The sequence below is a fragment of the Hyphomonas sp. NPDC076881 genome (assembly GCF_050269995.1).
Taxonomy (GTDB): domain Bacteria; phylum Pseudomonadota; class Alphaproteobacteria; order Caulobacterales; family Hyphomonadaceae; genus Hyphomonas.
This window is the reverse complement of the sequence record NZ_JBNNJJ010000005.1, coordinates 141,985-166,500: the sequence shown is the minus strand read 5'-3', so window position 1 is coordinate 166,500 and position 24,516 is coordinate 141,985. Positions and strand designations below refer to the sequence as shown.

The window sequence follows — 24,516 nt, the reverse complement described above, 5'->3', positions numbered from 1 at the left end:
GGAGCCGGGTCTCAGCCGGAAAGGCAGGCCCGCACGCCGGTGACCGGAAGAACGGTTTCCCAGCCATCGGCACCTATGGTGACGAGGCGGCCGGAGTCAACGCGCTGCCCGCCTTCAAGCATTTCGCCGGGCTTCAGGCTGAGATTGACCGACCATGTACCATCTGCAGAAAGATACTGGGTTTCGGTGAAGAACTGACCGAAGACTTCGCCATTCGTGTCGGTAACGATCAGCTTGTGACTGGCGCCGTCATGCAGGACCAGTGCTTCGCCGGTTGTTGCTTTGGTAAAAAAGGTGAAGCGGCGCGGCGCGGCCATACCCCATAGGAACAGGCCGCATTCCCCGGCCGCCAGTTTCTGAGGCGGCAGACCTTCAACAGGCACCTCGGCTACCGGTGATCCCATGGCTGCAACCGGCGAGCCTGCCAGCTTATTGGCTTCGGGCGCGGACGCGCAGCCCGCAAGACAGCCCGCGATGAGGGAAATACTCAGGAGACGGATCATTGTAGCACCTGTGCCGGTGTTGCAGGATAACGATAAACATAAGTGCCCCCTTCGGGGGTAAAGCCGGCGAGGGGGAGGCCATACTGGAACTGCTGCGGGATCACACCGGAGACACGGGCCTCGATGCTGCCACTGCCACGGAGATGAAACCTGCCGGCCGCATCCAGTTTCGTGCCGAGCGGACTGGCCGATTGGAGGGGGATGAGCAGCATGTCGCCGTCACAGGAAAGGTTGCCGGCCAGGTCGGGCCAACCGGGCCCGAGGAGCGCTGCATTCTTTCCCAACGCATCACTCCAGGATTGGCCCGAAGCCTTGTCGCACGCGCCATTGTTAAAACGGATGATGTCTCCGGACAGACGCGCCTTGCCGCCCGACTGGCGTATCCAGGCCGCGACGCCATCTAGGGCTGCAAAGTCCAGTTCGATGTTGAAGTCGCGCAACTCGGTATTGCCGGAGGCGTAAGCGCCGGCTTTCCCTGTTCCCTTGCCGGAGGGGCCGGTCCAGTCGAAATCATACTCAACTCCAAGCGCGAGGAGAGAAGCGGGATTCAGTTTGAGGCTGGCATCGCCGAGCAAATCCTGTCCTGCCTTGAGGCCCGTGATCTTTCCGCCCGCGAGCGTGCCTTCTGCCGAGGTCCAGCTGAGGCCGCGCTCCTCGGCGCCTGCGGTCTTCAGAATGAAACCGAGCGGAGCGAAGGCAATAAGGCCAGCCAGAAAGCCGATGATCAGGACAAGGAGAAGAAGAAAGCGCATCATGGTTTTTTACCAAGGCTGAATTCCGCGCTGGCGTCCATGCTGCCATCTGCATTCTGTGTGAGCGTGGCGGCGCTGACCGTAACGCCGAGCCCTGTTTCAACCTGTTCCACCCATTGGAAGAAAGCCGGGCTGGCAACGTCCGTCAGACTGACCCGGAATGCATCTGGGCTGGCTGCAGGTGTTTGCGCCGAAAGCCCCGCCTGACGGGCCATCTGGGCCGCCTGAGCCTGCAGCGCAGTTGTATCCTGAGTTGCCGGTGACGTTATCGCGGGGTGTATGGTCTGTCCCTGCTGGATCAGGGCCTCGATCCGGTCGAGGCGCGCAAGGGTCTGCGTGCCTTGCTCATGATTGAGTTTTGCGCGGTCCAGTGTGTAGATCGCGGGCCGCAGCACGAGCTGCCAGATAAGGGCTATGGCGAGCAGCAAGCCGGCGATGCCGAGCAGGGCTTTCTCGCGGGGGCTGCGTGTGTTCCACCAGGCGCTCATGGCATTGCCTCCAGCGTAATCCGCGTTATGGCCCCGCCTGTATCTTGTTCCGCAGCATTGGACGAGACAGCGAAGCCCCGGCTCTGCAAAAATGCCACCATGGAAGCGGCAGTCTCCGGGGATGATATCTGAACGTCTGCCACAAGGCGGCTGGCGTTCCCATCAAATGTCAGCGTTGAAATGCGCGTATCCGGATTAAGCGCGATGGCTTCATAAAGCGCCGCAACGGTTGTGCGGAAGTCGATGGAATCGGGCGCGGCGGCAACGGCCAGCATATCGCGGGTCGCCCTGTCGATGTCTGCCGGAATGGCTGCGGCCGGGAAGATGGCTGCATAGCGCTCGGCTGCGCGTTCTCCGAGTTGCTCGGCAGCGTAATTATAGTTTCGGGCTTCAAGGATGAGCGTACCCGTCCAGACCGAAACGGCAGCAACGCCAATACCGGCGGCCTTGCGCCAGGCGCTGACACCCTGTTTCGTTTCCCTTGGGGGGGCAAATGCTCCGGCGCGCAGGTTCACGCCGGGATGTGCGGCGCTGCGCTCTGCCAGGCGGATGATCTGGATGCCGTCGCGCAGGCTGGGCGCGAGGCCTCCTGTCAGAGCTTCGCGGGCCTGATCGGGAAGCGAAGCGTCGATCGCGATGACGCGGTTTCCTTCCCGCTGGAGAATATGGCCGCCCATATCAACGGGTTGCGTGATATCGGTATACAGACTTTGTTCTGGCAGCAGTTTCACCGGCGATAGCCCTGCCTTTGATAGAAGCTCCAGCCAGGATTTCATCAGGGCACGATCAACGACATAGATGTCGCGCTCAACAGTCTCCTTCGTCCGCGGACCCAGGACGAGATGAACATCTTCCACGGGTTGGGCGAGTTCATCTTCAATCGCATAGAGAGCGGCGCGTACTGCTTCGGCTTCATTGCGCGCGGGAACGGGCGCGCGGAAATGGCCCACGGCCGTTGCGGGCGCGAAGGCGACGCAATTGGCTGCCCCGAAGGGGCCGCGATGATTGACAAGTTCCAGGCGGTCGCCCCGTTCCTGCGCAATCTGTATGGCGCCGTCATTCTGCGCGGGCAGCGCGATATAAAGAATGGATTTCATCATTCTTCTCCCATCCGGCGCCAGATTATTTCGGGCGCGGCGCCACTTTTGGCCGAAATGATGAAGGAGAATGGCCAGCTGCCGCCGTCAAGTGTTGTTTGCCCTTCAGCGAGATAGGTCGCGCTGAGTGTTGACAGGGCTTCGGTCTGTTTCTGGCCTTCGGGAATGGTACGAATGTCGGGCAGTGCCTCGAATTCGGCCACACTCGCCCAGCCCGCATCCGGCCGATCCAGAAGGATCCTCTCGGCTGCTGTCAGAGTGAGGGCTTCCGAATAGGTCGCGCGCAGGAGCGAGGCCTGATCCGGGCGAAGCGTGTTGATGTTGAGACGTGTCATCTGGGTCTCCGGCCGGGCACAGATCAGGGGCGCGAGCGCCTTCCGAAGGGGGCTGGTATAGCCCATCACAGAGGCCAGTTCGCTCGGGCTGTCCATGGTCTGGTTGGCTGCGCGGTAACCGGGGCTGAGCGTCAGGTAGTAGCCGTCTTCCGCGCCACCTTGCCGGGTATTACTGTCCGCGTCCAACCAGTCCGCCAGCGCGTTGGCGAGGCTGTTCGCTTCGGATGCCGGAATGTCGAGGTCACGCAAAAGGGTGGCCCATGACAGGCGGGCATAGGTGGCGGCGCCTTCATCGGGATTGGCGAGCGCGTTTATGTTAAAACAATTGGACGCATCACCGACCTGGAGGGAGACGACGCCTCCCCGGAGGGGCAGAACAACCGGCTGAGAGAGGCCTGCGGTCAGCGGTGTAAGCTGCCCACTGGTAAGCGCGGACATCTCCGCCACAGCGCTGAGAGCCAGCGCTTCTGCGGAATAGGCTGCCCAGCCAGCATCGGCGCGGCGCGCCGCAGCCTTCGCCATAGCCGTCTGCTGGGTGATGGCCATAGTCGCCATAAGCGCGGCAACCGCGAGGGCGGCCACGATGAACAGGATCGACAGCAGGGCTGCCCCGCGTTGGGGATCGGGGCGGATCATTCGCGCAGCCCCAGGCGGAATTTCGCCGTCAGCATATCGTCTTCGCCAAAGGTGAAGACCAGCTCGATCTTGTCCGGGAAAGGGGCGTCCGTTATGCCCGCAGGGACGATCCAGTCAGGCTTCCAGCTTTGCTCGCGGCCATACTGGACGGAAATGTCTTCTATCCCCGACAGGAGGGTCTGCTCCGCGATGGCTGTGCTGGGGCCAGCGTCAGGCGCGCTCCAGGATCTGCGGATCAGGGCGCCATTGTCAAAGCGGTATTCCACTCGCTGAAGATCGCTGCGGGGCAGGTCTGCCGGGTTTGACCAGCCATTGCGCACGAAGGTCACGATACGTCCGTCAAACCGGATCGGCTGGCCTTCGAAACGGGCCGGAAGATCCGAACTTGCGTCGGCGCGGCTGGGCCGGTCCACGAAGGCCGCGAAATCGTCCCGCAGCACGGCGAGGGCCGTCTGCAGTTCCCGGGCGTCATTCCCGCGAACCTCGATCAGCCGCGTCCCACGCAGAGACTGGGTCAGCATCACGCCGCCCGCCGTCGCCAGAAGGGCAACGACGAACAGCGCAATCAGCGTTTCCATCAACGAGATGCCCGATTGAGGGCTGGCGGGGGTGTTCATGTGTCCCCCTTGATGCGGTGGAGAAGGGTTACTTCGCTGAGCACTGCCTCGTCGCCAACTGCGCGCACACGGATGGTGACTTGCACAAGATCGTCGCGGGGGGCGGGGGTGATCTCCCGCTCCCAGGCAAAGCTGCGGCGGCGCTGCGCCTCTTCCCCCGCCGATCGTCCGATGATCTGCAGTTGCGGATTGGTGATCGTTTCGACCGCGACATTCTCGGCCACCTGGCGGGCCAGCGCGCGGTCGCCCATCTGGGCGCTGATACGGACGCTGCTTGTGTTGAGGGAGATGAGCCCCATCGCAGCAGTCGCGAAAACCGCGACGGCCACGAGCGCTTCCATCAGCGTGAAGCCCTGCTGGCTGCCCATCATCGCAGATCCATCTCAACATTGCCGTCCGGCAGCAGGGTGAGGCGGGTGAGGACGCCGTTGCGCGAGAGTTCTATGGCAACCGGCAGGGTGTGGCCCAGGGGATCGAAGATGACGGCCGGGGCCGGCTCTTCTCCTTTCTCAAGCACTTCTGGCGGTTTGCCGTCTATGCGGATGCTGATATCCTTCGGAAGCTGATGGCTTTCCAGCAGGCGCCAGGCGCCGTTCTGCCAGATCGCCGGGGAATAGCTGGCGTCCTCGACAATCAGGCCCACGGGTTGACCTGTGATCAATGCGCGATTGGCGGCCTGCTCAAGTGCTTCGCGAAGCTGATCGGATTCCTGCTTGAAGACATGCCGGGTGGGAATGGTGAGCAGGATCAGCGTGGTGGCGACGGCGATGATGGAGAGCGTGACCATGATTTCCACCAGCGACAGCCCCGCCTGCGGGTCGCCCGGAAGCGCCCTCAGAGGATGGGTGGCGGAAGAAGGAACATCACGCTTCACGGGCGCCGCATCAATCCCAGTTGCCGATATCGGCGTCGTTGCCTTCTCCGCCGGGTTTGCCGTCTGCGCCGAAGGAGAAGACATCAAACCGGCCACCGGAACGTACGCCGGGGAACGTGTACTGATAGGGATTGCCCCAGGGATCGTTCTGTACGCGGCGGATATAGCCGCCGGGGCGGTAGAGCGTGGTGTCGATGCCGGGCGGGGGGCTGGAGAGGGCAGCGAGGCCCTGATCGGTGGAAGGATAGGTGTAGAGGTCGAGGCTGTACTGCTCGAGCGCGTTCTCAAGATTGGAGATGTCGGCCTTGGCTTTGGTGACGCGCGAGCGATCACCTACAGGCGCGACGTTGACGATGATCAGCGTTGCCAGGAGGCCCATGATGAAAACCACGACCATCAGTTCGACCAGAGAGAAGCCGGCTTGCTGGCGGCGCTTTTCTGCTGTGTTTGCTTCAGTTTCAGGCGGCATGAGGGCGCTCCTTTATCCGAGGGCGAGAGTGTTGAGCTGCATGATGGGCAGCATGATCGACAGGACGATCGTGCCGACCACGCCGCCCAGGAAAATGATGATCAGCGGTTCGAGCAGGCCGAGGGCGACATTGGTGGCCGTTTCGAATTCGTCTTCCAGAAAATCGGCGGCGCGGTTCATCATCGCGGGGACGTTGCGGGCAGCTTCGCCGCTGGCAACCATGTGGACCATCATCTGGGGGAAGACCCCGGTGGATTTCATGGCTGAAGAGAGGGCGCCGCCACGCTGGACGGTTTCGAGGATCTGATCGGCGGCATCCCGAAACACCATATTTCCCATGGCGTTACGCGCGCCTGAGAGGCTTTCGAGGACGGTGGCGCCGGCGCCGGACATGGTGGCGTGAATGCGGGCGAAGCGGGCGGAGGCAACCTTGCGGTTCATGTCGCCGAAAAAGGGGATGCGCAGGACGAGGGCATCCCACCGGCGCTTCCAGGCCGGAATCTTCAACAAACGCAGCGCCAGGAACACGCCAAACGCGGCCAGAGCCAGAACAACCAGACCCCAATCCCGGACAAATCCGGACAAGCCAATGACAAATCTGGTCAAGGGCGGCAGTTCTGACGCGCCGAGCATGGCAAATTGCTCGACCAGCTTGGGCACAACCCAGACCATGAGGGCCGTCACCATGGCAGTGGCCATGACGCCAAGGATGATCGGATAGATGAGCGCCGAGCGAACAAGGGTGCGCAGACGATAGCTGCGCTCAAGGTGATGGGCGAGCTGATCGAGGACGAGACCGAGACGGCCCGAGCTTTCGCCGGAGGACACCACCGCGCGGAAGAGAGGCGGGAAGGCGCGCGGCGCGCCGCGCATCGCTTCGGCGAGGGTAGCGCCCTCCATGACCTGGGAGCGCACGCCGAGGAGCAAGCCGCGCTGAGGCGAGGCATCGCTATCGCCGGCCGCAGCCGTCAACGCCTGTTCGACCGTCATGCCGGACGAGACGAGTACCGCGAGCTGGCGCGTCAGGAGCGTGCGTTCCTTGTCGCTGAGGCGGCCGGCACCTGCGAAACCGGCGGCTTTCTCACCGCGCGCTTCCGTGAGCGAGACGGGGGTGAGCTGGCGGTCACGCAACTCGCGGCGGGCGGCGCGGGCGGTATCGGCTGAGATGACGCCGCTGGTGCGCCGCCCGTCAGCCGTCAGAGCCTTGTATTCAAACGCTGCCACCGAACCAGGCCTCCCGGCGGCAGACGTGGAGCAATTCCTCGGCGCTCGAGTCGCCGCTCAGCACATGCCGCAAACCGTTCTGAAACAGCATATCAGATTTCGCGAAGGCTGTGCGCTCAATCTCTTCTTCGGTGGCGCCATCATGGATCATCCGGCGGATGGGTCCGTCAATCAGCAGCAGCTCGTAAACGCCCAGCCGCCCTTCATAGCCGGTATGGCCGCAGGCGGCACACCCAGCCGGCCGGTAGAGCGTAAGATCGGTTCTGCCAGCGAGGCCAAGACGTTCCAGCAGGGCAGGCGGCGGTGAATAGGCTTCCTTGCAATGCACACAGAGCTTCCGGACGAGGCGTTGAGCCAGCACGGCGCGCAGCGTGGAGGCGAGCAGGAAGCTTTCCACGCCCATATCCCGCAGGCGGGTGATGGCGCCAGCAGAACTGTTTGTGTGGATGGTGGACAGGGCAAGGCGGCCTGTGAGCGCAAATTCGAGTGCGACCTCTGCCGTTTCCACATCCCGTATCTCGCCGACCATGACGATGTTGGGGTCGTTCCGGAGGATCGAGCGCAGGGTGGCGGCGAAGGTGAGGCCGACCTTATGGTCCATCGGCGTCTGGCTGATGCCATCGAGACCATACTCCACGGGATCTTCCAGCGTCATGATGTTGACGCGCCCGGTGTTGAGCTGGGCAAGGGCGGAATAGAGCGTTGTGGTTTTGCCTGAACCCGTCGGGCCGGTGACGAGGATCACGCCATTGGGCTCACTGAGGGCGGCGCGGAAGCGGCGTTCGGTGTCCTCGTCCATGCCGAGGGTTTCAAGGCCCATGAGGGCCTGGCGCGTATCAAGCAGCCGAAGGGCAACACGCTCGCCATAGCGCGTGGGCAGGGTGGCGACACGGACATCCAGCGCCCGCCCGCCAAGCGTCAGCGAGATGCGCCCATCTTGTGGCATCCGCTTTTCGGCAATATCCAGCCGGCTCATCACCTTGATACGCGAGACGAGCGGGGCCGAAACGCGCCGGGAGGCCGTGAACACTTCCTGCAGCTCGCCGTCGATGCGGTAGCGGACCGAGAGCTTGTCCTCGAAAGGGTCAATGTGGATGTCAGACGCCCGGCGGCGGATGGCATCCTGCAGAAGGCCGTTGATCAGGCTGATAATCGGGGCGTCGGTATCGCCCGCAAGCAGATCTTCCGTTTGCGGAAGACCGTCGAACAGGCTTTCAAGGTCGCCGCCAGTACCAGCGGCAGCCTCGGCGGCGCTGCCATCAAGGCGCGACTGGCCAAAGCTTTCCGAGAGCTGGCGCTCATACTGGGCGGCGTTCATCGCTTCCAGATGCAAAGGCAGGCCGGTAACGCGGCGGGCCTCCACCAGCGCGACAGGATCAGCGCCCTCACGAACGGCAAATGTCAGCTCCACACGGCCGGGCACGACGACAATCCCCTTGTCGCGGGCAAATGCATAAGTGACCTGGGCGCGTGTCATGAGACAATTATCGCGGCGTCTGGACCGCTTGGGAAGCGGGGCCGCCGTTTCCGAGAACTTCGCGAACGAACTGGTCGATAGAGCCGCCGGGCCTCTGATCCCGCATCAGCTCTTCGGCCTGTACATAGATATATTTCTGCTGGGTGACTGCCTGGGCATCGGCCTTGCTGCGAACGATGGTGGGGCGGATGAAGACCATCAGGTTCCGGCGTGTCGCGGCCTTGCCCTCCGAGCGGAAAAGGCGGCCCACGCCGGGAATATCTCCCAGCACAGGGACTTTCGTATCGCGCAGGGTGTCTGTCTGCTCCACGAGGCCGCCAAGGACGATGATTTCACCGTCATCTGCCAGAACGCTGGCGCGGATTTCGCGTTTGTCGAGAATGAGATCCGGCGTGACCGTGCCGACGCTGCCGAAGACGCTGGAGACTTCCTGCCGGATGTCGAGGCGGACCGTGTTATTCTCGCCGATGCGGGGCGTGACTTCGAGCTGGATACCAATGTCCTTGCGCTCAACCGTGCGGAAGGGGTTCGAATTGGCGTCTCCCAGGACCTGACCTGTGGTAACCGGGATTTCCTGGCCGACGATCAGCGCGGAGGTCGCGTTGTTCAGCGTCATGCCGAAGGGGGTCGATAGGATGCGGGACGATGTGTCGTCCTGCACGGCATTCAGAATGACACCGAAGAGGTTGTCGCCGGATGTACCGCCAAAACCCAACGTGAGGCCGGATGATCCCGTCAGTGAACTGATGGCTGCATCACGGAAAGGGTTGGTGGAGTCCGGTTCGGAAAAGGCATCAGTGACGAGCGCGCCCGTCAGGGCTAGGAGGTTGGGTGCGGCGCGCGAGAAATTTGTCGAGGCGAAAGGAACATCTCCGCCTGTGCCGGACAGCAGAAATTGCAGGCCAAGTTCACGCGCAGCATCATCCGACATTTCAACGATGATGGCCTCGACCATCACCTGCGGGCGGCGAACATCCAGCGCCGTGACCACACGCTCCATGGCGAGAATGGTCTCGGGGTTTGCGCTGATGACGATGGAGTTGGTGGGACCGTGATGGGCGATCGTCTGGGAGACGGGCGCCGTTTCCGCGGGCGACCGCTGCATGGCCATGCTGTTGGCCACACGCTCCAGGATCGGAACGACGTCAGCAGCATCGGCATAGTTCAGCGTGATGACGCGAACATGATCGCGTTGCGGATTGGTTGCGTCGAGTTCGAGCGCAACGCGCTTGGCGCGGTCGACGGAGGTAGCGTCGCCCCGCAGGATGATGGAGTTGCTGGTGAGGGAGGCAACAGCAGAGAGGCGATTGATGGTCTGGCCACCTTGGCCGCCGCCATCACCCTGAAGCCGTGTCAGGACAGTTTCCATTTCAGCGGCCGGAACGTTTGCCAGCGGAATGGTTTCGGTGACCGTCTGGTCACGGTCTACCGTTTCGATGATGCGGCGGACGCGCTCAAGATTTGACGCATAGTCTACCACGACCAGCGTGTTGGTGGCCGCGTTGGCAACAACCTGGCCCTGCGTGTCGAGCAGGGGTTTGATCATCTGCGCGGTTTCCATCGCGTTCGCGCGGTTCAGCTTGATGACTTCGGTGATGAATGCATTCGCGCCAGGGCCGGACATCGGCGCTTCGGTGGACGCGATGGCGCGGGGCACGATGCGATAGGTATCCTTGCCGGCGGGCACCGCAGCGAAGCCCTGGATACGCAGCGTTGTGAGGAAAACCTGGAAGAGTTCCTGCGTCGTCATCGGTGTCTGCGAGACGACCGATACGCGGGCCTTGCGGACGTCCGGGTGCGTGACGAAGGTGTAGCCCGTCAGCATGGAGATGTCTTCGATCAGGGTGTTCAACTCGACATCTTCAAGGTTCAGAACGTGCTTGTCCTGAGAGGGCGCAGGCGCCTGGGCGGCCGCAAACTGAGTGGCGGAGAGCGCAGCCGCAGCCGCAAGCAATATGCGTTTGGTCATTGAGAAAGGCCAGAATCGGGAGAAAGCCGTAGGCGGACGATGGCGCCGTTGCGAACAACATCCAGCGCGATCGATTGGGAACTCATCACTGCAGACTGGATCGCCTCGGGGCCCATGCCCTCTATGCTGGCCCCATTGACGCGCAGGACCAGATCGCCAGCCTCAAGACCGGCCGACTGGAAGTGTCCCTGGCCGCGCGGGGAGAGCCGGTAGCCGGCGACGGCGCCGTTGCGCAGCTCCGGCTGCATCTCCACATCGGTCAGCAGCAGGGCAGGGGTTACCGGCGCGGCGCCAGAACCAGCGGGGGGCGTTGCGGTTATTGCAGGGGCCGGTTGAGAAGGCTGGATGCTGACAGACGCGGCGCCGGACGATGAAGACGAACCGGAAAACAGAGGCTTGTTCGGGTCGTTCAGGAGGAGTTCCTGAAGCTGGCCATTGAAGCGCAGGAACACCCGGTCTGCCGCAACGGTTTCGAGAACAGCGCCCGAAACAATCTGTTCACCGATGGAAAAGCGCTTCTGGGTGTTGTCCGGCAGGATCAGGACCGCGCTGCTGGAGCCGGGGGCGCCATCTGACCAGCGCAAGCCGGCGATCTTGAGGTTGAGCGAGGTGGGGATGGCAATCTGGCTGGGCTCGGCAGCGCTCGCGCTGAAGGGGTCTGTCTGGGTCAGCAGGGCGAGGGAGGACTGGCTGCCCACTGCGCCTGAGACGGCAGGGATCTGCTGAAGGGCGCTGGCGCCGTCCCCCGGCGCGGCGATGAGCCAGGCGAAACGGGCCAGTAGCAGACCCGTCGTGAGAGCAAGCGCAGCCTCGATCGCGGTACGGCCGATCGAACCATACGCCAGCCGAGCGCCGCCTTCCGGTCCGAACAGTTTCATCAGCCTTACACTCCTGCGAGATACTGAGCTTCTTAATCACACTCTTGCGACAGTTCTGAGACGAACACTGGCCTGAGTGAACAGGTTATCAGCAGATCGAGCACAGAACTGTATCCGGTTTTCCGTAGCTCGAAAGATATCAGATTTCACTAAAAATATGAGGCGTAGCAGGTGGTTATTGCCTGCTACGCCTCGAATCTCACCTGGCTTCTCCGGTGGCGGGAAAATTAACCAGAGTTAGAATTCCGCGCTGAGGCCAACGGACAAGGTTGTGCCGACATCGTACTGGTTTACCCGCACATATCCGTCATTCCCGGTCTGATATTCTTCGAAATCCTCCTTCAGAAGGTTTTTCGCCTTGATATCGAATGTGAAAGTTTTGCCGCGAAGGTCGAAGCCCTTCTTGTAGACGAGGTCGAGGTTGATGCCCGGATCCTGGAGGAAGTCTGGCTGACCGGCAGGCGCGCGGGCGGTGACCCGCTCGCTGGCATAGTTAGCAAGCAGGGTCAGTTGCGAACGGGCCGCCTCGTCTTCCCAGCCGATTTGCAGGTTGGCAATGTGCTCGGATTGGCCTTGAAGGCGCGTTCCGTCGATGATGAAGTCTGTGGCGGGACGGGGCTGACCAGCCGCCTGCAGCGGATACACCACGTCGCCGGCACCAGCTTTCACCTCGGATGTGGTGTAGGTGTAGTTGGCTTGGACGAGGAATTCCTTCGAGCCGAAGAAGGCGCCCTTGATCGGGCTGTCGAAGACCCGTTTGAAGTCGATCTCGGCGCCGTAGAGAATGGCTTCGGGCGCGTTGAGGTAGGTCTGGAACACGGACGCGCTCTGCTGAACCACGACAGCTTCCACCGGGCGGTCGAGCTGTTTGAAGAAGACGCCAGCGGTCAGGGCCTGGCCGCGATCAAAATACATTTCGTACCGCGCGTCGAGGTTCAGGATTTCCGTATCGGTCAGATAGGGGTTGCCGATGAAGGTCCGTCCGCTTTCCGGGTCGAAATACTGTTGCGGCGCAAGTTCACGGAATTGCGGGCGGCCGATGCTCTTGGATGCGCCAAGGCGCAGCTGTTGGTCATCCGCGAAGTTCCAGGTCAGGGTGGCAGCCGGCAGCAGGTACTGATTTTCCAGTTCCGGTGGCGCTTCGGGCGCAGCTTCTGCTGCGATCAGCGAGAGCGGTGTGACCGACTGGGTTGCATCCTCGAAACGCAGACCGACAGCGGTACGCACCAGAGGAATGATTTCCGCATCGACCTTCGCATAGGCACCGAAGACCTGAAGGTCTGCGTCATAGGCAGCCGCGCCGGAAGCACCGGTGGTTTCACGAAGAACGAAGAGGTCCGGATTGATGTTGTAGTTGGCGAACAGGAAATCTGGGCGCTGTTGCGATACGAGGAAATCCAGCGGCGGATTACCGACGATGAAGCTGAAAATGCGCGACTGGGCACTCCGCTCGTTCTGATAGGCTTCGACGCCTGCAGAGTATTCAACGTCGCGGGCGGATGAGAGCGCCTGGACGTATTTCACGTCGGCGCCGCCGCTCACGACCTTGTCGTCGAGATAGGAGAACGTTGTGCTGTTCGACGAGCCCGAACCAGAGGGGTCGTAGATGTAGCTGTTGGTAATATCGCTGAATATGAAGCGGGTCGCGCGTTCATACGGGGCGTCCCGTTTTGTTTGCGAAAGCGCGCCTCTCCAGTCGAGCGACCACGGGCCACGGTAATGTTCGCCGTTGATCTGGGTGCTGTAGAGTTCGCGCGCATACCAGCCTGTGCGGTCATCGCGGACATCGCGCGACGCCAAATCATCATATCCTTCTCGGATGCTGGTCTGCTTTGTGGTGCGGCGGATATACAGATTGGTCCAATTGAACTTGTCATCACCAAAATCAAGACCAACGCCGAACAGTCCGTCCCATCCGATATTCTGCTCAGTAGTCAGATAATCATAGGTGGAAGTGGCGCTAAGAATACCGCCATTGATTTCACCGACTTCCTGGCGGCCATCCCGCGTGCGCCAGTCATTGCTGTAGCCGAGGACGCCGATGATGCCGAGTTCAGCCCCGCCGAGGTCGAATGACGTCCCGGCCGAAGCTTCATAGCTGCCGTTCATCGGGATGCTGTCGTTCGACTGGATCAGGTTGATGGGCGCGTTGGTGAACGCCTGGCCCATGGCCTGCAGTTCAGCATCGGTGAAGTTGTTGTTCTGGATGCGGAGGCCGGTTGCCATGGCCTGGCGCACCAGGCCGGGAATTTTGCGCGTACCATCATCAAAGCCGAGGACATCGCTGTCAGAGCCATAATGGGTGATGCCGTCCTTGCCGGTCGTTTCTGTATTGTAGCTCCCGGATACGCTGAGTTCCAGGAACCGTTCCTTCGGGATGTTCAGTGTGCGAAGATCGATGATGCCGCCGCCAAATTCACCCGGATACTCAACCGAGTAAGTCTTCTGAACAAGGACGTTCTCGAGAATATTGGTAGGAAAAAGGTCGAGCGGAACGACGCGCTGCAGCGGTTCCGGGCTCGGCAGGGGAGAGCCATTCAGGCGAGCCGCAGAATAGCGCTCACCCAGGCCGCGGACATACACGAAACGGCCTTCGGCAATCGTGATGCCGGTGACGCGGGCCAGAGCAGAGGCGGCGTCGGAGTCGCCCTGGCGTGCGAGATCTTCCGGCGCGAGGAAGGCAGCGACTTCAGAAGTGCTGCGCAGCACTTCCGGAATATAACGGCCAAGAACAACAACTTCCTGAAGCTGGAGATCCTGAGATTCGGGTGCTGCCGCCTCAGGGGACGTATCGGAGGTGTTTTCAGTTTGGGCCGAAGCGAAAGCGGGCGCAAGGATCGCTGTCGAAGCGATCAGCAGGGTCCGGAGGGACAGCGAGCTGAATTTCATGAGATAAGATCCTGAATGGATGCTTGAGATGAGAAGAAACGGAGGCCTCGTTGAAAGGCCTCCGTCTTGGTCATGGTGTTAGTGGCAGGTCGGCTGACCCGGCAGGCTGCAGGTCCAGCCTTCGTACCAGTTGTCGCTGGCATCGCGCACGGCGCCGATATAGTTGACCGGCGTGAGGAAGCCGGTGATGAACGTGTTGTTCGTGCCCAGACCAACCCCGGCGTTCAGAGAGGTGGGGAACGTGGACGCGGCCACCGCATTCTCATTGGCGCCGTTGATGAACCCGCCAGTGAGCGTAGAGGTGCCGCTGAGCACGTTCGTGGGGTGGGTCAGCAGAGTTTCTACAGTTGCGTCGGGGATGTCGGTTGCCGGCGTGGTGCCAGCTGCGCCGCCATCACCATTGCCGCCAGCGCAGGAGAAGAAAACCGAACGATAGAGTGGGCCGTTGCCGTCAACGCCGTTGGGGTTGTTCAGCGTTGCGTTGGTGGCAATGTTCACGCACTGATGGTTACCCGGGTGGCGGAGGACCGTGTTGTAAACGCGCGCCGTGTGGCCCGTATTGTGGACAACGGCGTCCCGCGTGCTGTTTTCACGCATGACGATGGTCCAGTTGGAGTAGGTCGGGCGGGTGAAGAAGTCAGCGGTGTTGGTGCCGCGCGAACTGGTTTCCCATGCGAAGTCCCCACCACCGGAACGCTGATACACGATGCCGAACTGAGCTGCGCCGCGCCAACCAGAGTCGGTGTCGAAGGAGTCATCATCATTGCCGGTAAGCACGATGTAGCGGATGTTCACATTACCGCCGAAGATCTCGATACCGTCATCCGAGCTGTTGTGAACCTGGACGTACTCAAACGTGGTGCCGTTGCCTACGCCGGCGAGGGTGATGCCGTTGAGTTCGTTGTTCGGCGCGATTTCAAAGCCGGAATAGGAGAGGCGCAGATAGCGGATACGGCCGCTGTTGTCGGTCGGCGTGTTGCCGCCGTAGAAGGCGTCTGCGCCTTCAACCTGAGCCTCACAGGCGATGTTCGGGGGGGTGACTGCGCCGCTACAACCATCTGTTGTCGGAGCACGGCCGAGGATCACGAGACCGCCCCACTGGCCGATCGAGTTTTCGGTGGCGGTGCCCGCGACGTTGGCCCGGCTCGTCAGGATGATCGGATCATCGGCTTCGCCTTCAGCGAAGATCTGCGAACCCCGGTTCACAAGAAGATAGTCGCCGCCGGAGTTGCCGAAAATGGTCACGCCCGGCTCGATCGTCAGGATGCCAGAGGCGCGGCCTGCAATCGGGTTGTTGGGGTCAGAGCCGAGGTCGGTGCCCACCTGGGTGCGGCCAGCGACCGAGTAGATCGTGCCGTCGCGCTTGGGAACCACCAGGTTGCCTGTGATGGTGTTGGGTAGCTGACAGATACGGTTGTCTGCGAGCACGCCGATATTCGCGAAGCCTGTCGGGCAGTCATCCGCCGGACCGCCAGTCGGCGTTGTCGGGGTGGTGGGCGTGGTCGGGGTGGTCGGTGCCGGTGCGGTAGGCGACGGAACGAAAGCGCCCACGCCAGGCGAGGCGACGCCATCGGCGCCGCTGCAAGCGCCGAGTATCGCGACTGCAGCGCAGCCGAGAAGCACCGCGCGGAAATTATTCTTGGTCAACATCAATGTCTCCGTCGTGAACCCTGAGCGGGCGCGCTGACGGTTTCCCCCGTCGCGCTCCCCAGACGTTAACTTGTCGTCTGCCCGCAGCGCGGAGCCTTAAGATTTGATTGCAACACTTACGGGAAGTTTAGATGACACTTCCGTGAACTGCATACGCGGCGCCACATGTGTGGCGCGCTGGCAACATTACATCTTCATGGAGTATTCTGCGGGGAACATCTCGCCCCAGCCACGTTCACGAAACCATTTTGTGATGACGTATTTCACGCCCGACCGAACCTTCATTCCATGATGTATCGTGTACGGATTTACGCTTCCGTCCGGATTCAGATTATTCCAGATCACGGCTTTGCCCTTTTCGGGCATGATGGTTTTCTCCAGCCTTCGGAACCGGGTGCCGCCACCTTCTTCAACATCATTGAGATAGATCATGAATGTCCAGGTGCGTTGGCCCGTGAACTGGCAGTGAACCTGATAGTCTCTGGTGCCCGGCATGAAATAATCATAGTGCGCCTTGTATTCCTGATCGACATCATAGCGCTGGGTCTGTGTGGCATCGGAATAGGACCAGTGAACGCCGAGCGCTTCGGCGATAAGTTCATCCAGTTGCATCACAAGATTATTGCCAAGGGAGCCTATGTCCGAAGAGCGCGATGTGCGCACCTTCGGGTCTGCGAAAACATCTGTTGTGGTGGAGGCGCGCAGGCGTTCATCTGTCAGAGCGACCAACTGATCACACGTTTCGGGCGTGAGAAAATTTGGCCAGACATAGAGCTGTGCCTTGGACACAGGAACGCGCCGGAGCAGGGGATGGTTCAGCGCGCGCCGGGTGAGGGGGGCGTTGGCCAGCGCGGCATGGTCTACGTCTGAAACCGGCCGGCGGCCGTCATAAGCCGCGCGCATCAGTGCGCGTATCGCCGCGTCGTCAAACCCGTTCTTGATGAGCAGGCGTTTGACCTCATGCGGCTCAACGCCCGTTCTCAGGCGAACCCATGTGTAGGTCAGCCATTCATCGCTGATAGTCGTGTTCGTCATCGCGGCACCATTCCTGTGGCGTGAATAGTGCAGGGATGTGACGATCAGATGACACTGGAAAACGACGTGGACGGATTAAAAACATGCCTACACGGAATATACTTTATTATGTATCTCATTGACGCAAATATGTAAAATATGTATTGTGACAGTTATGTTACAGTTGAAATACAGAGCTTTGTCACTCCTCGCTCTGGCGATTGCGGCGCCAGGGGTGGCCCTTTCGGAAGCCGGTTCGCTGGCGCGTTTCTCACCCGGAGAATCGAATGGCATGACTGCTGCGGCAGACCGTTCGAATGTCAGTAAAGATCTCCTCCAAGCCATTGAGGGCGTCCGGCAGGATGCTGGTCTGGCGGGCCTCGCGGAGCATCAAAAACTCACCCTTGTTGCCCAGGAACATGCAAGGGACATGGCGCGCCGGCACTACGCGGCGGATGTCTCACCTGAAGGGCGAACACTGCTTGATCATGTCCGCCAGACTGACCGGCAGACCCTGTACAGCGCGTTCGGGACGGCAATTGCCATTGTGGACGCTGGCACCAGCGCGGAAACGGTGCTTGCCGCGCTGATGTCTGATCCGTCCAACAGGGAGAACCTGCTGCGTTCGGGTTTCGATCATGTCGGGATCGGCGCGGTTGAGCAGGGCGGGCGGCTGTATGTTGTGCAGTTGCTGGCGCGTGTTGAGGGCCAGTTGCAGCGGCCCCTGCCTGTCAATTCAAGCGGCGCCGAGACCCTCCGCGTGGATCTTGCTGCGCGCGGTATGACCCCCGTGAGCTGGTCGCTCAGCGACGGCGCGGGGACGACACTGCTTCGGGGCACGGGTGAGCGTATTCGCGATCCGCGCGGCACAGGGGCCGAAGGATACCTCAATCTCGATGTATCCATGGGGCCGGACGTCTACACGCTGCGCGGACCGTATGTGCGCGTGAACTAAGCGGGTAACCGGTACAGCGGCCAAGAAAAAAGCCGGAGCAGGGACGCTCCGGCTTTTTTGCCTTCAAGGAAGCCCGAATCAATCGGCTGAGAGCGCGCGAAGAACCTTCGCCATCGTCTCGAGTTTGGCGACAGAACTCGTGCGGTCGATCAGGGCGTGACAGCGGGCGCGCGATTCGCTCACCGGGTCTCTCGATTCCTGCGATGCGGCATCGGAGGTCTGGAACAGTTCGGCAATCGGCACGCGGAGCGCGCGGGCTACGCTGGAAAGCATCCCTGCGCTGAGGCGGTTAGTGCCGGTTTCGTACTTCTGAAGTTGCTGATGGCTAATGCCCAGTTCCTGACCGAGTTCGGACAGGGTGAAGTTCTGAGCAATGCGGAGTTCCCTGATTTTTTCGCCAACCTGCTGGTCAACCTTTGTGGGAGAGCGGGAACCAGCGGCCCGAATTTCTTCTTGCATCATTTTCCACCTTTAGGTTTTAATCTGTCTCCTAAGTGACAGGCGTTCTAGCAAGTTTTCCGGTGCATAAATTTCTGAAACGCTTGCCAAATATTTGAAACGCCGGAGGGCGTGAGCTTAACGTCCATGTCGGATGTGGGAATTCATCATGCAATCCCAATTCCAGATAAACGCCTTAAATACTAGTAATCTCGCTTCCAGCGGACGGAAACCCTTGATTCACCAGTAGAACGGGCTTCGGACGTAACCGAGATCTGAGGGCGGGGTTGCCATTCAACTTCTACAGAATTCCCTGCAGCACCAGCAGTTGTCACCTCCAGATAGACATCTGGTGCCAGATACTGCCCCACCCCCAGTTCTGTGGTGCCTTCATCGCTCATGCCCAGACGCAGCCGGTCGAGCCCGAGGCCAGCCTGTATCTGGCCCAATGGGTCGAGGCCGCCGCCCTGGCCGCTGAGGCGGGCAATTGAACTGGCCAGTTCCGCTGCTTCCAGTGCGGACAGGTCCATGACCGAGCGGCCAAACAGCATTCTTGCGAGGATTTCGTCTGCAGGAAGGTCCGGAGTGCTTGTGAGTTCGATTCGCGGGCTGGTCGGAGAGCCCGTGACATCGATCTGCGCCGAGAAACCATCGACCACACGGGCCGCGCTGATCGCCACCCTGGCCGAATCAACCGGTCCGTCAAAGGTCACGGTGCCCGAATCAAAAACAAACGGGCGGCGCGCAAGCTCCAGTTCTCCGCGAACCAGGGTAGCGCGCCCATTAAGAAGCGGCGCAGCGGGCGAGCCGGTGACGTTGACATTCACACCCCATTCGGAATCGAGCCCGCGGCCATCAATGAAAATCCTGCGATCCGACTGGATGCGGAAATTGAACTTGATCGGCTTTTCAAGAACCGGATCAACCGGCTCGTCCGAAAGATCTTCCCGCCAGCGCACATCCAGGCGCCGGACGCTGGCGGTGGGCAGATTGTCGAGCGAATACCGGGCCTCGTCTACGTTGAGGCTGCCGGAAACAACGCGGTCTGTTGCCGATTCGGTGAGCGCCGCCGTCCCGGAAAGGCGCATACTGTCCGAATTGCGGTCATAGACGAGCAGCCGCTTGAGCTCGATGTCGACCTTGCCCTCGCCGGCCTCGTCGAGCCGGCCTGTGGCTTTCAGAGTGCCGCCGTCAGGTCCTTGCCCGGTGGCATCGACGGCAATCGCCCCATTCTCCAGGGCGGCATTCAGATCGAACCGGGCGATCCGGAAACCCATGGCGCCATATTCATAGATGCCATCGGAAACATCGACACGCGCATCAATCTGCGGAGTTTCGAGCGTGCCTGCCAGGCGGAGGGATGAATTGAGCTTGCCGCCGATGTCATGACCATAGGCCAGGGCGATTTGGCGGATGGCTTCAAGGTCGCCATTGAACTTTGCATTGCCCAGCAGGGGACCTTGATTGTTGAGGCGGGCCATCTGCCCTTCCTCGGCGATGACCGGGAGCGCAAAAGCGAAATCCCCGCCCAGGGTGGGGCCATACTTGGCGCTGCCGTCAATCGACAGCAGCCGCGCATCCAGCCTGCCGCTGATATCGAGGTCTATGGCGCCGTCCAACCCGGTCACCGGGCTGTTGCTGCGAATGTCAAAACTTCCGGAAGGCGACCGGCCATAAGGTCTGAACGAGCCTGCGCCATCGATCCGCGCGGAGGAAACGAGCGCGCCGAACGAAGACAGGACCGGGCTGATATCAACATTGTCGAGGGCAAATTTGAGTTCCGGCGATGCGCCAACCATACCCAGGGAAATCTGGGCGGCCCCGCCAAAAATGCCAATGTCGGCATCTACCTCGGGCGTCTCTCCCAGCCGCCAGCGGGCATCCCGCCGGGTTGAAACTGTCTGCCCAAAGATCATGCCGCCCAGCGAAAGCGTGCCTTCGGGAGCGTCTCCCGAAACAGATGCGGTCCCGGATACCCGCATGTCTGTCTGCCGGTTGCGGGCGGGATCTTCAAGTTTCGCCGAGAACTGATACCCGCGCTCGGTGGTCGTGATGTCAGCGGTGACGCGCTCGAAATGCACATCTTCGGAAACGATAGTGTTGCGCGCATCCGCGCTCATGACGATGGAGAGCGGCTCTCCGGAGGATTGACGCACCGAAGCGTCCAGTGCAATCCGCCCGAACTCGACCCCGCTGAACACGAAATCACTTCCCGAAATGCGCGCGGCTGCGTCCAGTTCGCCGGCATCAGAGAATTCGGCATGTCCGCCAACCTGCAGCTTGCCCAGGAAGCCTGCAATGTCGTCAATCCGTGTGGAGCGTTCGCGGCGCTGCAGGATTGCGGAGAGCGCAATGTTTTCAGCGCCATAGCGGCCAGCGAGCCTGACAGGACCCTCAATATTCGAGCCTAATTGTTCAAGCGATGTTGTAACCGAGAGGCGATCGATCCTTTGAGCGCCGTTCAGGGTGTAGCCATCGACGCTTTCTGCAGCGATGAGAAGGGTGTCGCCCGGCCGGGAAATCTTTCCCCCGATAGCCCCGAGATTTACTGTTGTGCCGCTGGTTGTCAGGTCGGCGGTCTGCTGCGCAGTGAAGTCGAGAGCGAGGCCGTTTGCGCCTGACAATGTGCCCGACATATCCGCGCTGAGGCCGGGAAGACGGGCACGGATCATCCGGGCCGTGACGTCTCCGCCAGCTATGCGCAGGGAGGCCGCCGCGTTACCGTTTCCGTTGACCAGCGCGCTGGCAGCCTCCGGCCCGGCAAGATTTCGGAGGGCAAGGTTTGTCGAGACATCTATGGATGAAAACGGCCCTTCAATACTGAGGATGCCATCTGCTGATCCGGTAAGGCTGGGGACGAAGGGATCAATGGCCTGATCCAGACGGCCTGCCAGAGCGAGGCGGCCTTCCTTGACGTCCACGGTGCCCGCCAGGTTGAGGGAGCCTGTCTGATGACGGACCTCGCTGTCCTGAAGGGTCAACGCCCTGGAGGAAAGATCGAAGCGTCCGTTCAGCGTGACGGAGGGCGTCGGGCCGATGGCGGCGCTGGCAAGATCGCCAATCGGGAAGGGGCCCTGCAGTTCCAGATTGCCTGTAAACGGAATGGCGCCATCGGTGAAACCTATAGTGACGCGCCCCGTGGCGGCCTCAAAAGGAAGCGCTGTATCTTCTTCCGCAACAAGGCGGAGGTCCCCCACATAGCCAGCATCACCGTCCGCATAGGTGAGTTCACCATTCAGCCAGATACCTGCGCCTCTTTCCCAGAACGGGCGCAGTGAGGCGAGATCCGCGCTGAGGTGGGCGGGGCCGATCAGTTCGCGCCTGTCGAGATCCGCGAGGCCGGCGAGGTGTACCTCGCCTTCTGCGATCAGGCCATCCAGTTCAAAGTGAGCTTCATTTCCGTCCAGGCGGGCAGAGAGGGAGGCTTCCGCCGAATTTCCCAGAAGCGAGATAATATCATCCGGTAACGGAAGAGATGTAGAGTCGATCTTGGCCGAGGCGCTGAGGCGGCCATTCTCCATTTTGCCCGAGAGGTAAGCCTTGTCTTCACGGTCGATGGAGAAGCGCGCCTCGGCGACACCATTCATCAGGTCACCCGCGCCGTTGGCCTCAAGGCGTGCCGCCGAGCCCGGCTCCAGTTCGAGCATGTGAGCAAACATGCCGTCGGCTGGCGCGTCAGCAATCACCGTAATGTCAAACCGTTTCGACGCGGTCATGACGATCAGCAGGTCTACGCGGTCGCCGCGCCCCTCCAGCGGGCGCAGGCGCAGGGCGGCATCCAATGCGCCGCTGGACTGCTGCACGAAACGCGCGCTGATCTCCGAGGCCGATTGGGGGCCGGCAACGCCGTCTGCCAGCACCAGCCTGTCAAGAACGAGCGAGTTGAGATTGACGCGCCAATTCCCGCCGCCTTCAGAAGGCGGGCGGGGTTCCCTCTCGGGCCGCGCGAATATGGAGATGTTGTCGATATCGAGTTCGGAGATATCTACTGTTCGCGAAAGCAGCGACAGGGGCGACCAGCGAAGACGCAAATTCTGAGCTTCAGCCCAGACGCCGCCCTCATTGATGATCTGTATCTTGCCGACACGAAGGTCTGACAGAGGGTCTCCCCGCAGTCCCTCGATATGCAGCCGGCCATATCCGGCCACGTCCATACCATCGATCTGCGAAACGATGAAGTTCCGCCCGCTGTCGGTCGCAACCCACACCCTCACGGCCCCGGCTACGGCAACGCTGCCTGCCGCCGCAATAATTGCGCCGGTGAGCCAGGGGTGGCGCCGCCGCCAGTCCTGGAGGGGAAGTACGGGCACCTTCATCAGAATGCTTGCCCGATAGAGACATATATCTGCAGCGGCGCGTCACCATCGCGCTTGCTCAGGGGCGCGGCGACATCAAACCGGATCGGGCCGAACCCCGGATAGTACCGGATGCCGAGACCGACGGCCGCCTTTGCGTCGCTGAAGACCGTGCCCGGATCATCGCCCGCCGCGCCGACATCCACGAAAGCCGCATAGCCGAACCGGTCAGATCGCCGCCAGCGCAGTTCCGCAGATGCCGAAAAGAGGCTGCGCCCGCCAAAATACTCGCCGAACTCGTCGGTGGGTGAGAGGGACTGGTATTCGTAGCCGCGCACCGTGCCGCCGCCCCCGGCAAAGAACAGCCTGTCGGTTGGCACGGCGTTGGAGCCTGCAAAGGCGCCATATTCGGCGCGAACGGCAGCGACGAGATCACTGGCGATCCTCCGGTAGGTTGCACCGGAAATCTGCATGCGGGTATAGCCTGGCGTGCTGTTTCCCACAGACACACCGGACTCTACAGATGCAAATCCGCGGATGCCTTCCTGCGGATCCAGTGGATCGCCAACATCCGTATACGCAGCTGTTACCGGAATGGAGAAGGTAACCTGTTCGCGTTCGCCAAGATAAATCCGCGTGCGCTGATCGGTTATGCGCGTGGCGTCAATGGCGGCGCCGATAGAGAGCGTCAGCTGGCGCGTGAAGGGCTGAGAAAGCGTTGCGGCGATCTTGGCGCCGTCCAGATCGTAAGCTTGTGTCTCTTCCTGGCGAACGCCGGTCTCTGTCGTAAGTGTGCGGCCGAAACGGCCAATGTTTGGCCGCTCATAGGCGGCGGTAAGGCTTCTGGCGAGCGTAGCGGCTTCGGCGCTTACGGTGACCTTGTCTGCGCGTCCGGTGATGTTGCGCTTTTCCCAGCGCGCGTCCGCGCCGACGCCTTCAGTCGTGGAGGCGCTGACACCGAAGCTGACAGAACGAGGTTTCGCTTCAGTCAGGGTAAGGGAGACCGTATGGTACCCCTCTGCATCCGGCTCGCTGGAAACGACAACGCCAATGCCTTCATAGAGGCCGCTGGAACGTAGGCGGCTGCGCAGCCGGTCGATCGTGCGCGGACTATAGGTTGCGCCCTCCCGCCAGGTCTTCAAAACCTGAATGGCTTTCTGGGAGCGGGGATTGGTTTCATCACTTTCCAGTTCGCCGAGGCGTACCAGCGGGCCGGGATCAACCGTATAGGTGATCTCGACATTTTCCTCCTCGCGCGAGGCGAGCGCGTCGATCCCCGGGCTTGTGGCGAAAGCGTAGCCCCCCATCTGGAGGGATGTGACGAGTTCGGCCTCAACGCGCTCCACTTCCTGAGCTCTTACGATGCTGCCGGAGGGGAGCTTGGCAAGGTGGCCGTCAATGATCCTGCGTGTGTCCCGATCGATTGCGTCAGCGCCATTCAGGCTCACAGAGAGGATGGTGAAACGAGGCCCGGGGTCAACATTGAGGGCGGCGCTTGCATCCATTGTGGTGAAGTCTTCCGGGCGTACTTCGGCCGCCAGATAGCCCTCAGACGCCAGGAGGTCTTCTATGGACCGCGCGAGGGTCTGCGCGCGGTTTCGCTTTTCCAGAACGCTACGTGGTGCGGGCTGGCCGGTATTGAGGAGGGCATTTGCGCGAGAGGCGAGCGCCGGGGGCACACCGACCAGATGGAAATGGCCCTGGGCGACCGAGCCGTTTGAGGCGCCGTTTCCGTTCTGCGTGCCGTTAAAGGAGGCACAGGCGGTAACCGCGCCCAGCAGGCAGGCGCCAGCAATCGGCCGGAGCCGACTAAATCCAGAGTTGGGAATACCGCGTACCATAGTTACCAATATTCAGCTTTCTGCCGACCTATTTCCCTGCAAGAACTGGCCCAATTATCCTGAAGGAACTGTGAAGCACGGATAACAGCCCTCCACAGGCGAGTTTTCCGTGCCC

General features: G+C 61.3%; 20 protein-coding genes. 1 reads left to right on the top strand and 19 read right to left on the bottom strand.

Going from position 1 to position 24,516, the window contains the following annotated elements; genetic code table 11:
* Nucleotides 1-11 precede the first annotated feature (11 nt).
* The 16 genes from ACQKI2_RS07515 to ACQKI2_RS07440 form a co-directional block, all read right to left on the bottom strand.
* Nucleotides 12-503 carry a hypothetical protein gene (locus ACQKI2_RS07515; protein ID WP_427379076.1) on the bottom strand — a complete coding sequence of 164 codons (492 nt, stop codon included), beginning with the start codon at nt 501-503 and terminating at the stop codon, nt 12-14.
* Nucleotides 500-1,258, bottom strand: a complete 759-nt coding sequence (gene gspN / locus ACQKI2_RS07510) for a type II secretion system protein N (protein WP_427379075.1) — start codon at nt 1,256-1,258, stop codon at nt 500-502. The genes ACQKI2_RS07515 and gspN overlap by 4 nt, the downstream gene beginning before the upstream one ends.
* Entirely contained in the window at nt 1,255-1,743 is a 489-nt protein-coding gene (gene gspM, locus ACQKI2_RS07505) for a type II secretion system protein GspM (RefSeq protein ID WP_427379074.1), read from the bottom strand. The genes gspN and gspM overlap by 4 nt, the downstream gene beginning before the upstream one ends.
* Complete coding sequence (gene gspL, locus ACQKI2_RS07500; RefSeq protein ID WP_427379073.1) at nt 1,740-2,840, bottom strand: type II secretion system protein GspL; 1,101 nt, start codon at nt 2,838-2,840, stop codon at nt 1,740-1,742. Before gspL ends, gspM begins: the two co-directional genes overlap by 4 nt.
* Nucleotides 2,840-3,811 (bottom strand): type II secretion system minor pseudopilin GspK, encoded by a 972-nt coding sequence (gene gspK / locus ACQKI2_RS07495; protein ID WP_427379072.1) that lies wholly within the window; start codon nt 3,809-3,811, stop codon nt 2,840-2,842. The genes gspL and gspK overlap by 1 nt, the downstream gene beginning before the upstream one ends.
* Nucleotides 3,808-4,428, bottom strand: coding sequence for a type II secretion system minor pseudopilin GspJ (gene gspJ / locus ACQKI2_RS07490; RefSeq protein ID WP_427379071.1), 621 nt, complete (start codon nt 4,426-4,428; stop codon nt 3,808-3,810). The genes gspK and gspJ overlap by 4 nt, the downstream gene beginning before the upstream one ends.
* Nucleotides 4,425-4,799 carry a type II secretion system minor pseudopilin GspI gene (gene gspI / locus ACQKI2_RS07485; RefSeq protein ID WP_427379070.1) on the bottom strand — a complete coding sequence of 125 codons (375 nt, stop codon included), beginning with the start codon at nt 4,797-4,799 and terminating at the stop codon, nt 4,425-4,427. Before gspI ends, gspJ begins: the two co-directional genes overlap by 4 nt.
* A complete protein-coding gene (locus ACQKI2_RS07480) occupies nt 4,796-5,302 on the bottom strand; it encodes a GspH/FimT family pseudopilin (RefSeq protein ID WP_427379069.1) in 507 nt (168 codons plus the stop codon). Before ACQKI2_RS07480 ends, gspI begins: the two co-directional genes overlap by 4 nt.
* A gap of 10 nt (nt 5,303-5,312) precedes the next feature.
* Nucleotides 5,313-5,771: a type II secretion system major pseudopilin GspG gene (gspG, locus tag ACQKI2_RS07475; protein ID WP_427379068.1), complete on the bottom strand. Its 459-nt coding sequence runs from the start codon at nt 5,769-5,771 to the stop codon at nt 5,313-5,315.
* 12 nt (nt 5,772-5,783) lie between these two features.
* A complete protein-coding gene (locus ACQKI2_RS07470; protein ID WP_427379067.1) occupies nt 5,784-6,995 on the bottom strand; it encodes a type II secretion system F family protein in 1,212 nt (403 codons plus the stop codon).
* Nucleotides 6,982-8,472: a GspE/PulE family protein gene (locus ACQKI2_RS07465; RefSeq protein ID WP_427379066.1), complete on the bottom strand. Its 1,491-nt coding sequence runs from the start codon at nt 8,470-8,472 to the stop codon at nt 6,982-6,984. Before ACQKI2_RS07465 ends, ACQKI2_RS07470 begins: the two co-directional genes overlap by 14 nt.
* Before the next feature lie 7 nt (nt 8,473-8,479).
* The gene (gene gspD / locus ACQKI2_RS07460) at nt 8,480-10,441 is read right to left on the bottom strand and encodes a type II secretion system secretin GspD (RefSeq protein WP_427379065.1); all 1,962 of its coding nucleotides are present in this window, start codon (nt 10,439-10,441) and stop codon (nt 8,480-8,482) included.
* Nucleotides 10,438-11,319 (bottom strand): type II secretion system protein N, encoded by an 882-nt coding sequence (locus ACQKI2_RS07455; RefSeq protein ID WP_427379064.1) that lies wholly within the window; start codon nt 11,317-11,319, stop codon nt 10,438-10,440. Before ACQKI2_RS07455 ends, gspD begins: the two co-directional genes overlap by 4 nt.
* A 237-nt stretch (nt 11,320-11,556) precedes the next feature.
* Complete coding sequence (locus ACQKI2_RS07450; protein WP_427379063.1) at nt 11,557-14,208, bottom strand: TonB-dependent receptor domain-containing protein; 2,652 nt, start codon at nt 14,206-14,208, stop codon at nt 11,557-11,559.
* Between the two features lie 78 nt (nt 14,209-14,286).
* Entirely contained in the window at nt 14,287-15,636 is a 1,350-nt protein-coding gene (locus tag ACQKI2_RS07445; RefSeq protein ID WP_427379062.1) for a hypothetical protein, read from the bottom strand.
* Nucleotides 15,637-16,044: 408 nt separating this feature from the next.
* Nucleotides 16,045-16,893 carry a prolyl hydroxylase family protein gene (locus ACQKI2_RS07440; protein ID WP_427379061.1) on the bottom strand — a complete coding sequence of 283 codons (849 nt, stop codon included), beginning with the start codon at nt 16,891-16,893 and terminating at the stop codon, nt 16,045-16,047.
* 271 nt (nt 16,894-17,164) lie between these two features.
* On the opposite strand from ACQKI2_RS07440, the gene ACQKI2_RS07435 reads away from it, so the two are divergent.
* Entirely contained in the window at nt 17,165-17,827 is a 663-nt protein-coding gene (locus ACQKI2_RS07435; RefSeq protein ID WP_427379060.1) for a CAP domain-containing protein, read from the top strand.
* 78 nt (nt 17,828-17,905) lie between these two features.
* On the opposite strand, the gene ACQKI2_RS07430 is transcribed toward ACQKI2_RS07435, so the two are convergent.
* The 3 genes from ACQKI2_RS07430 to ACQKI2_RS07420 form a co-directional block, all read right to left on the bottom strand.
* The gene (locus ACQKI2_RS07430; protein WP_051612387.1) at nt 17,906-18,289 is read right to left on the bottom strand and encodes a helix-turn-helix domain-containing protein; all 384 of its coding nucleotides are present in this window, start codon (nt 18,287-18,289) and stop codon (nt 17,906-17,908) included.
* Between the two features lie 179 nt (nt 18,290-18,468).
* Nucleotides 18,469-22,581 carry a translocation/assembly module TamB domain-containing protein gene (locus tag ACQKI2_RS07425; protein WP_427379059.1) on the bottom strand — a complete coding sequence of 1,371 codons (4,113 nt, stop codon included), beginning with the start codon at nt 22,579-22,581 and terminating at the stop codon, nt 18,469-18,471.
* Nucleotides 22,581-24,401, bottom strand: coding sequence for an autotransporter assembly complex protein TamA (locus ACQKI2_RS07420; protein WP_427379058.1), 1,821 nt, complete (start codon nt 24,399-24,401; stop codon nt 22,581-22,583). The genes ACQKI2_RS07425 and ACQKI2_RS07420 overlap by 1 nt, the downstream gene beginning before the upstream one ends.
* Nucleotides 24,402-24,516: the final 115 nt, after the last annotated feature.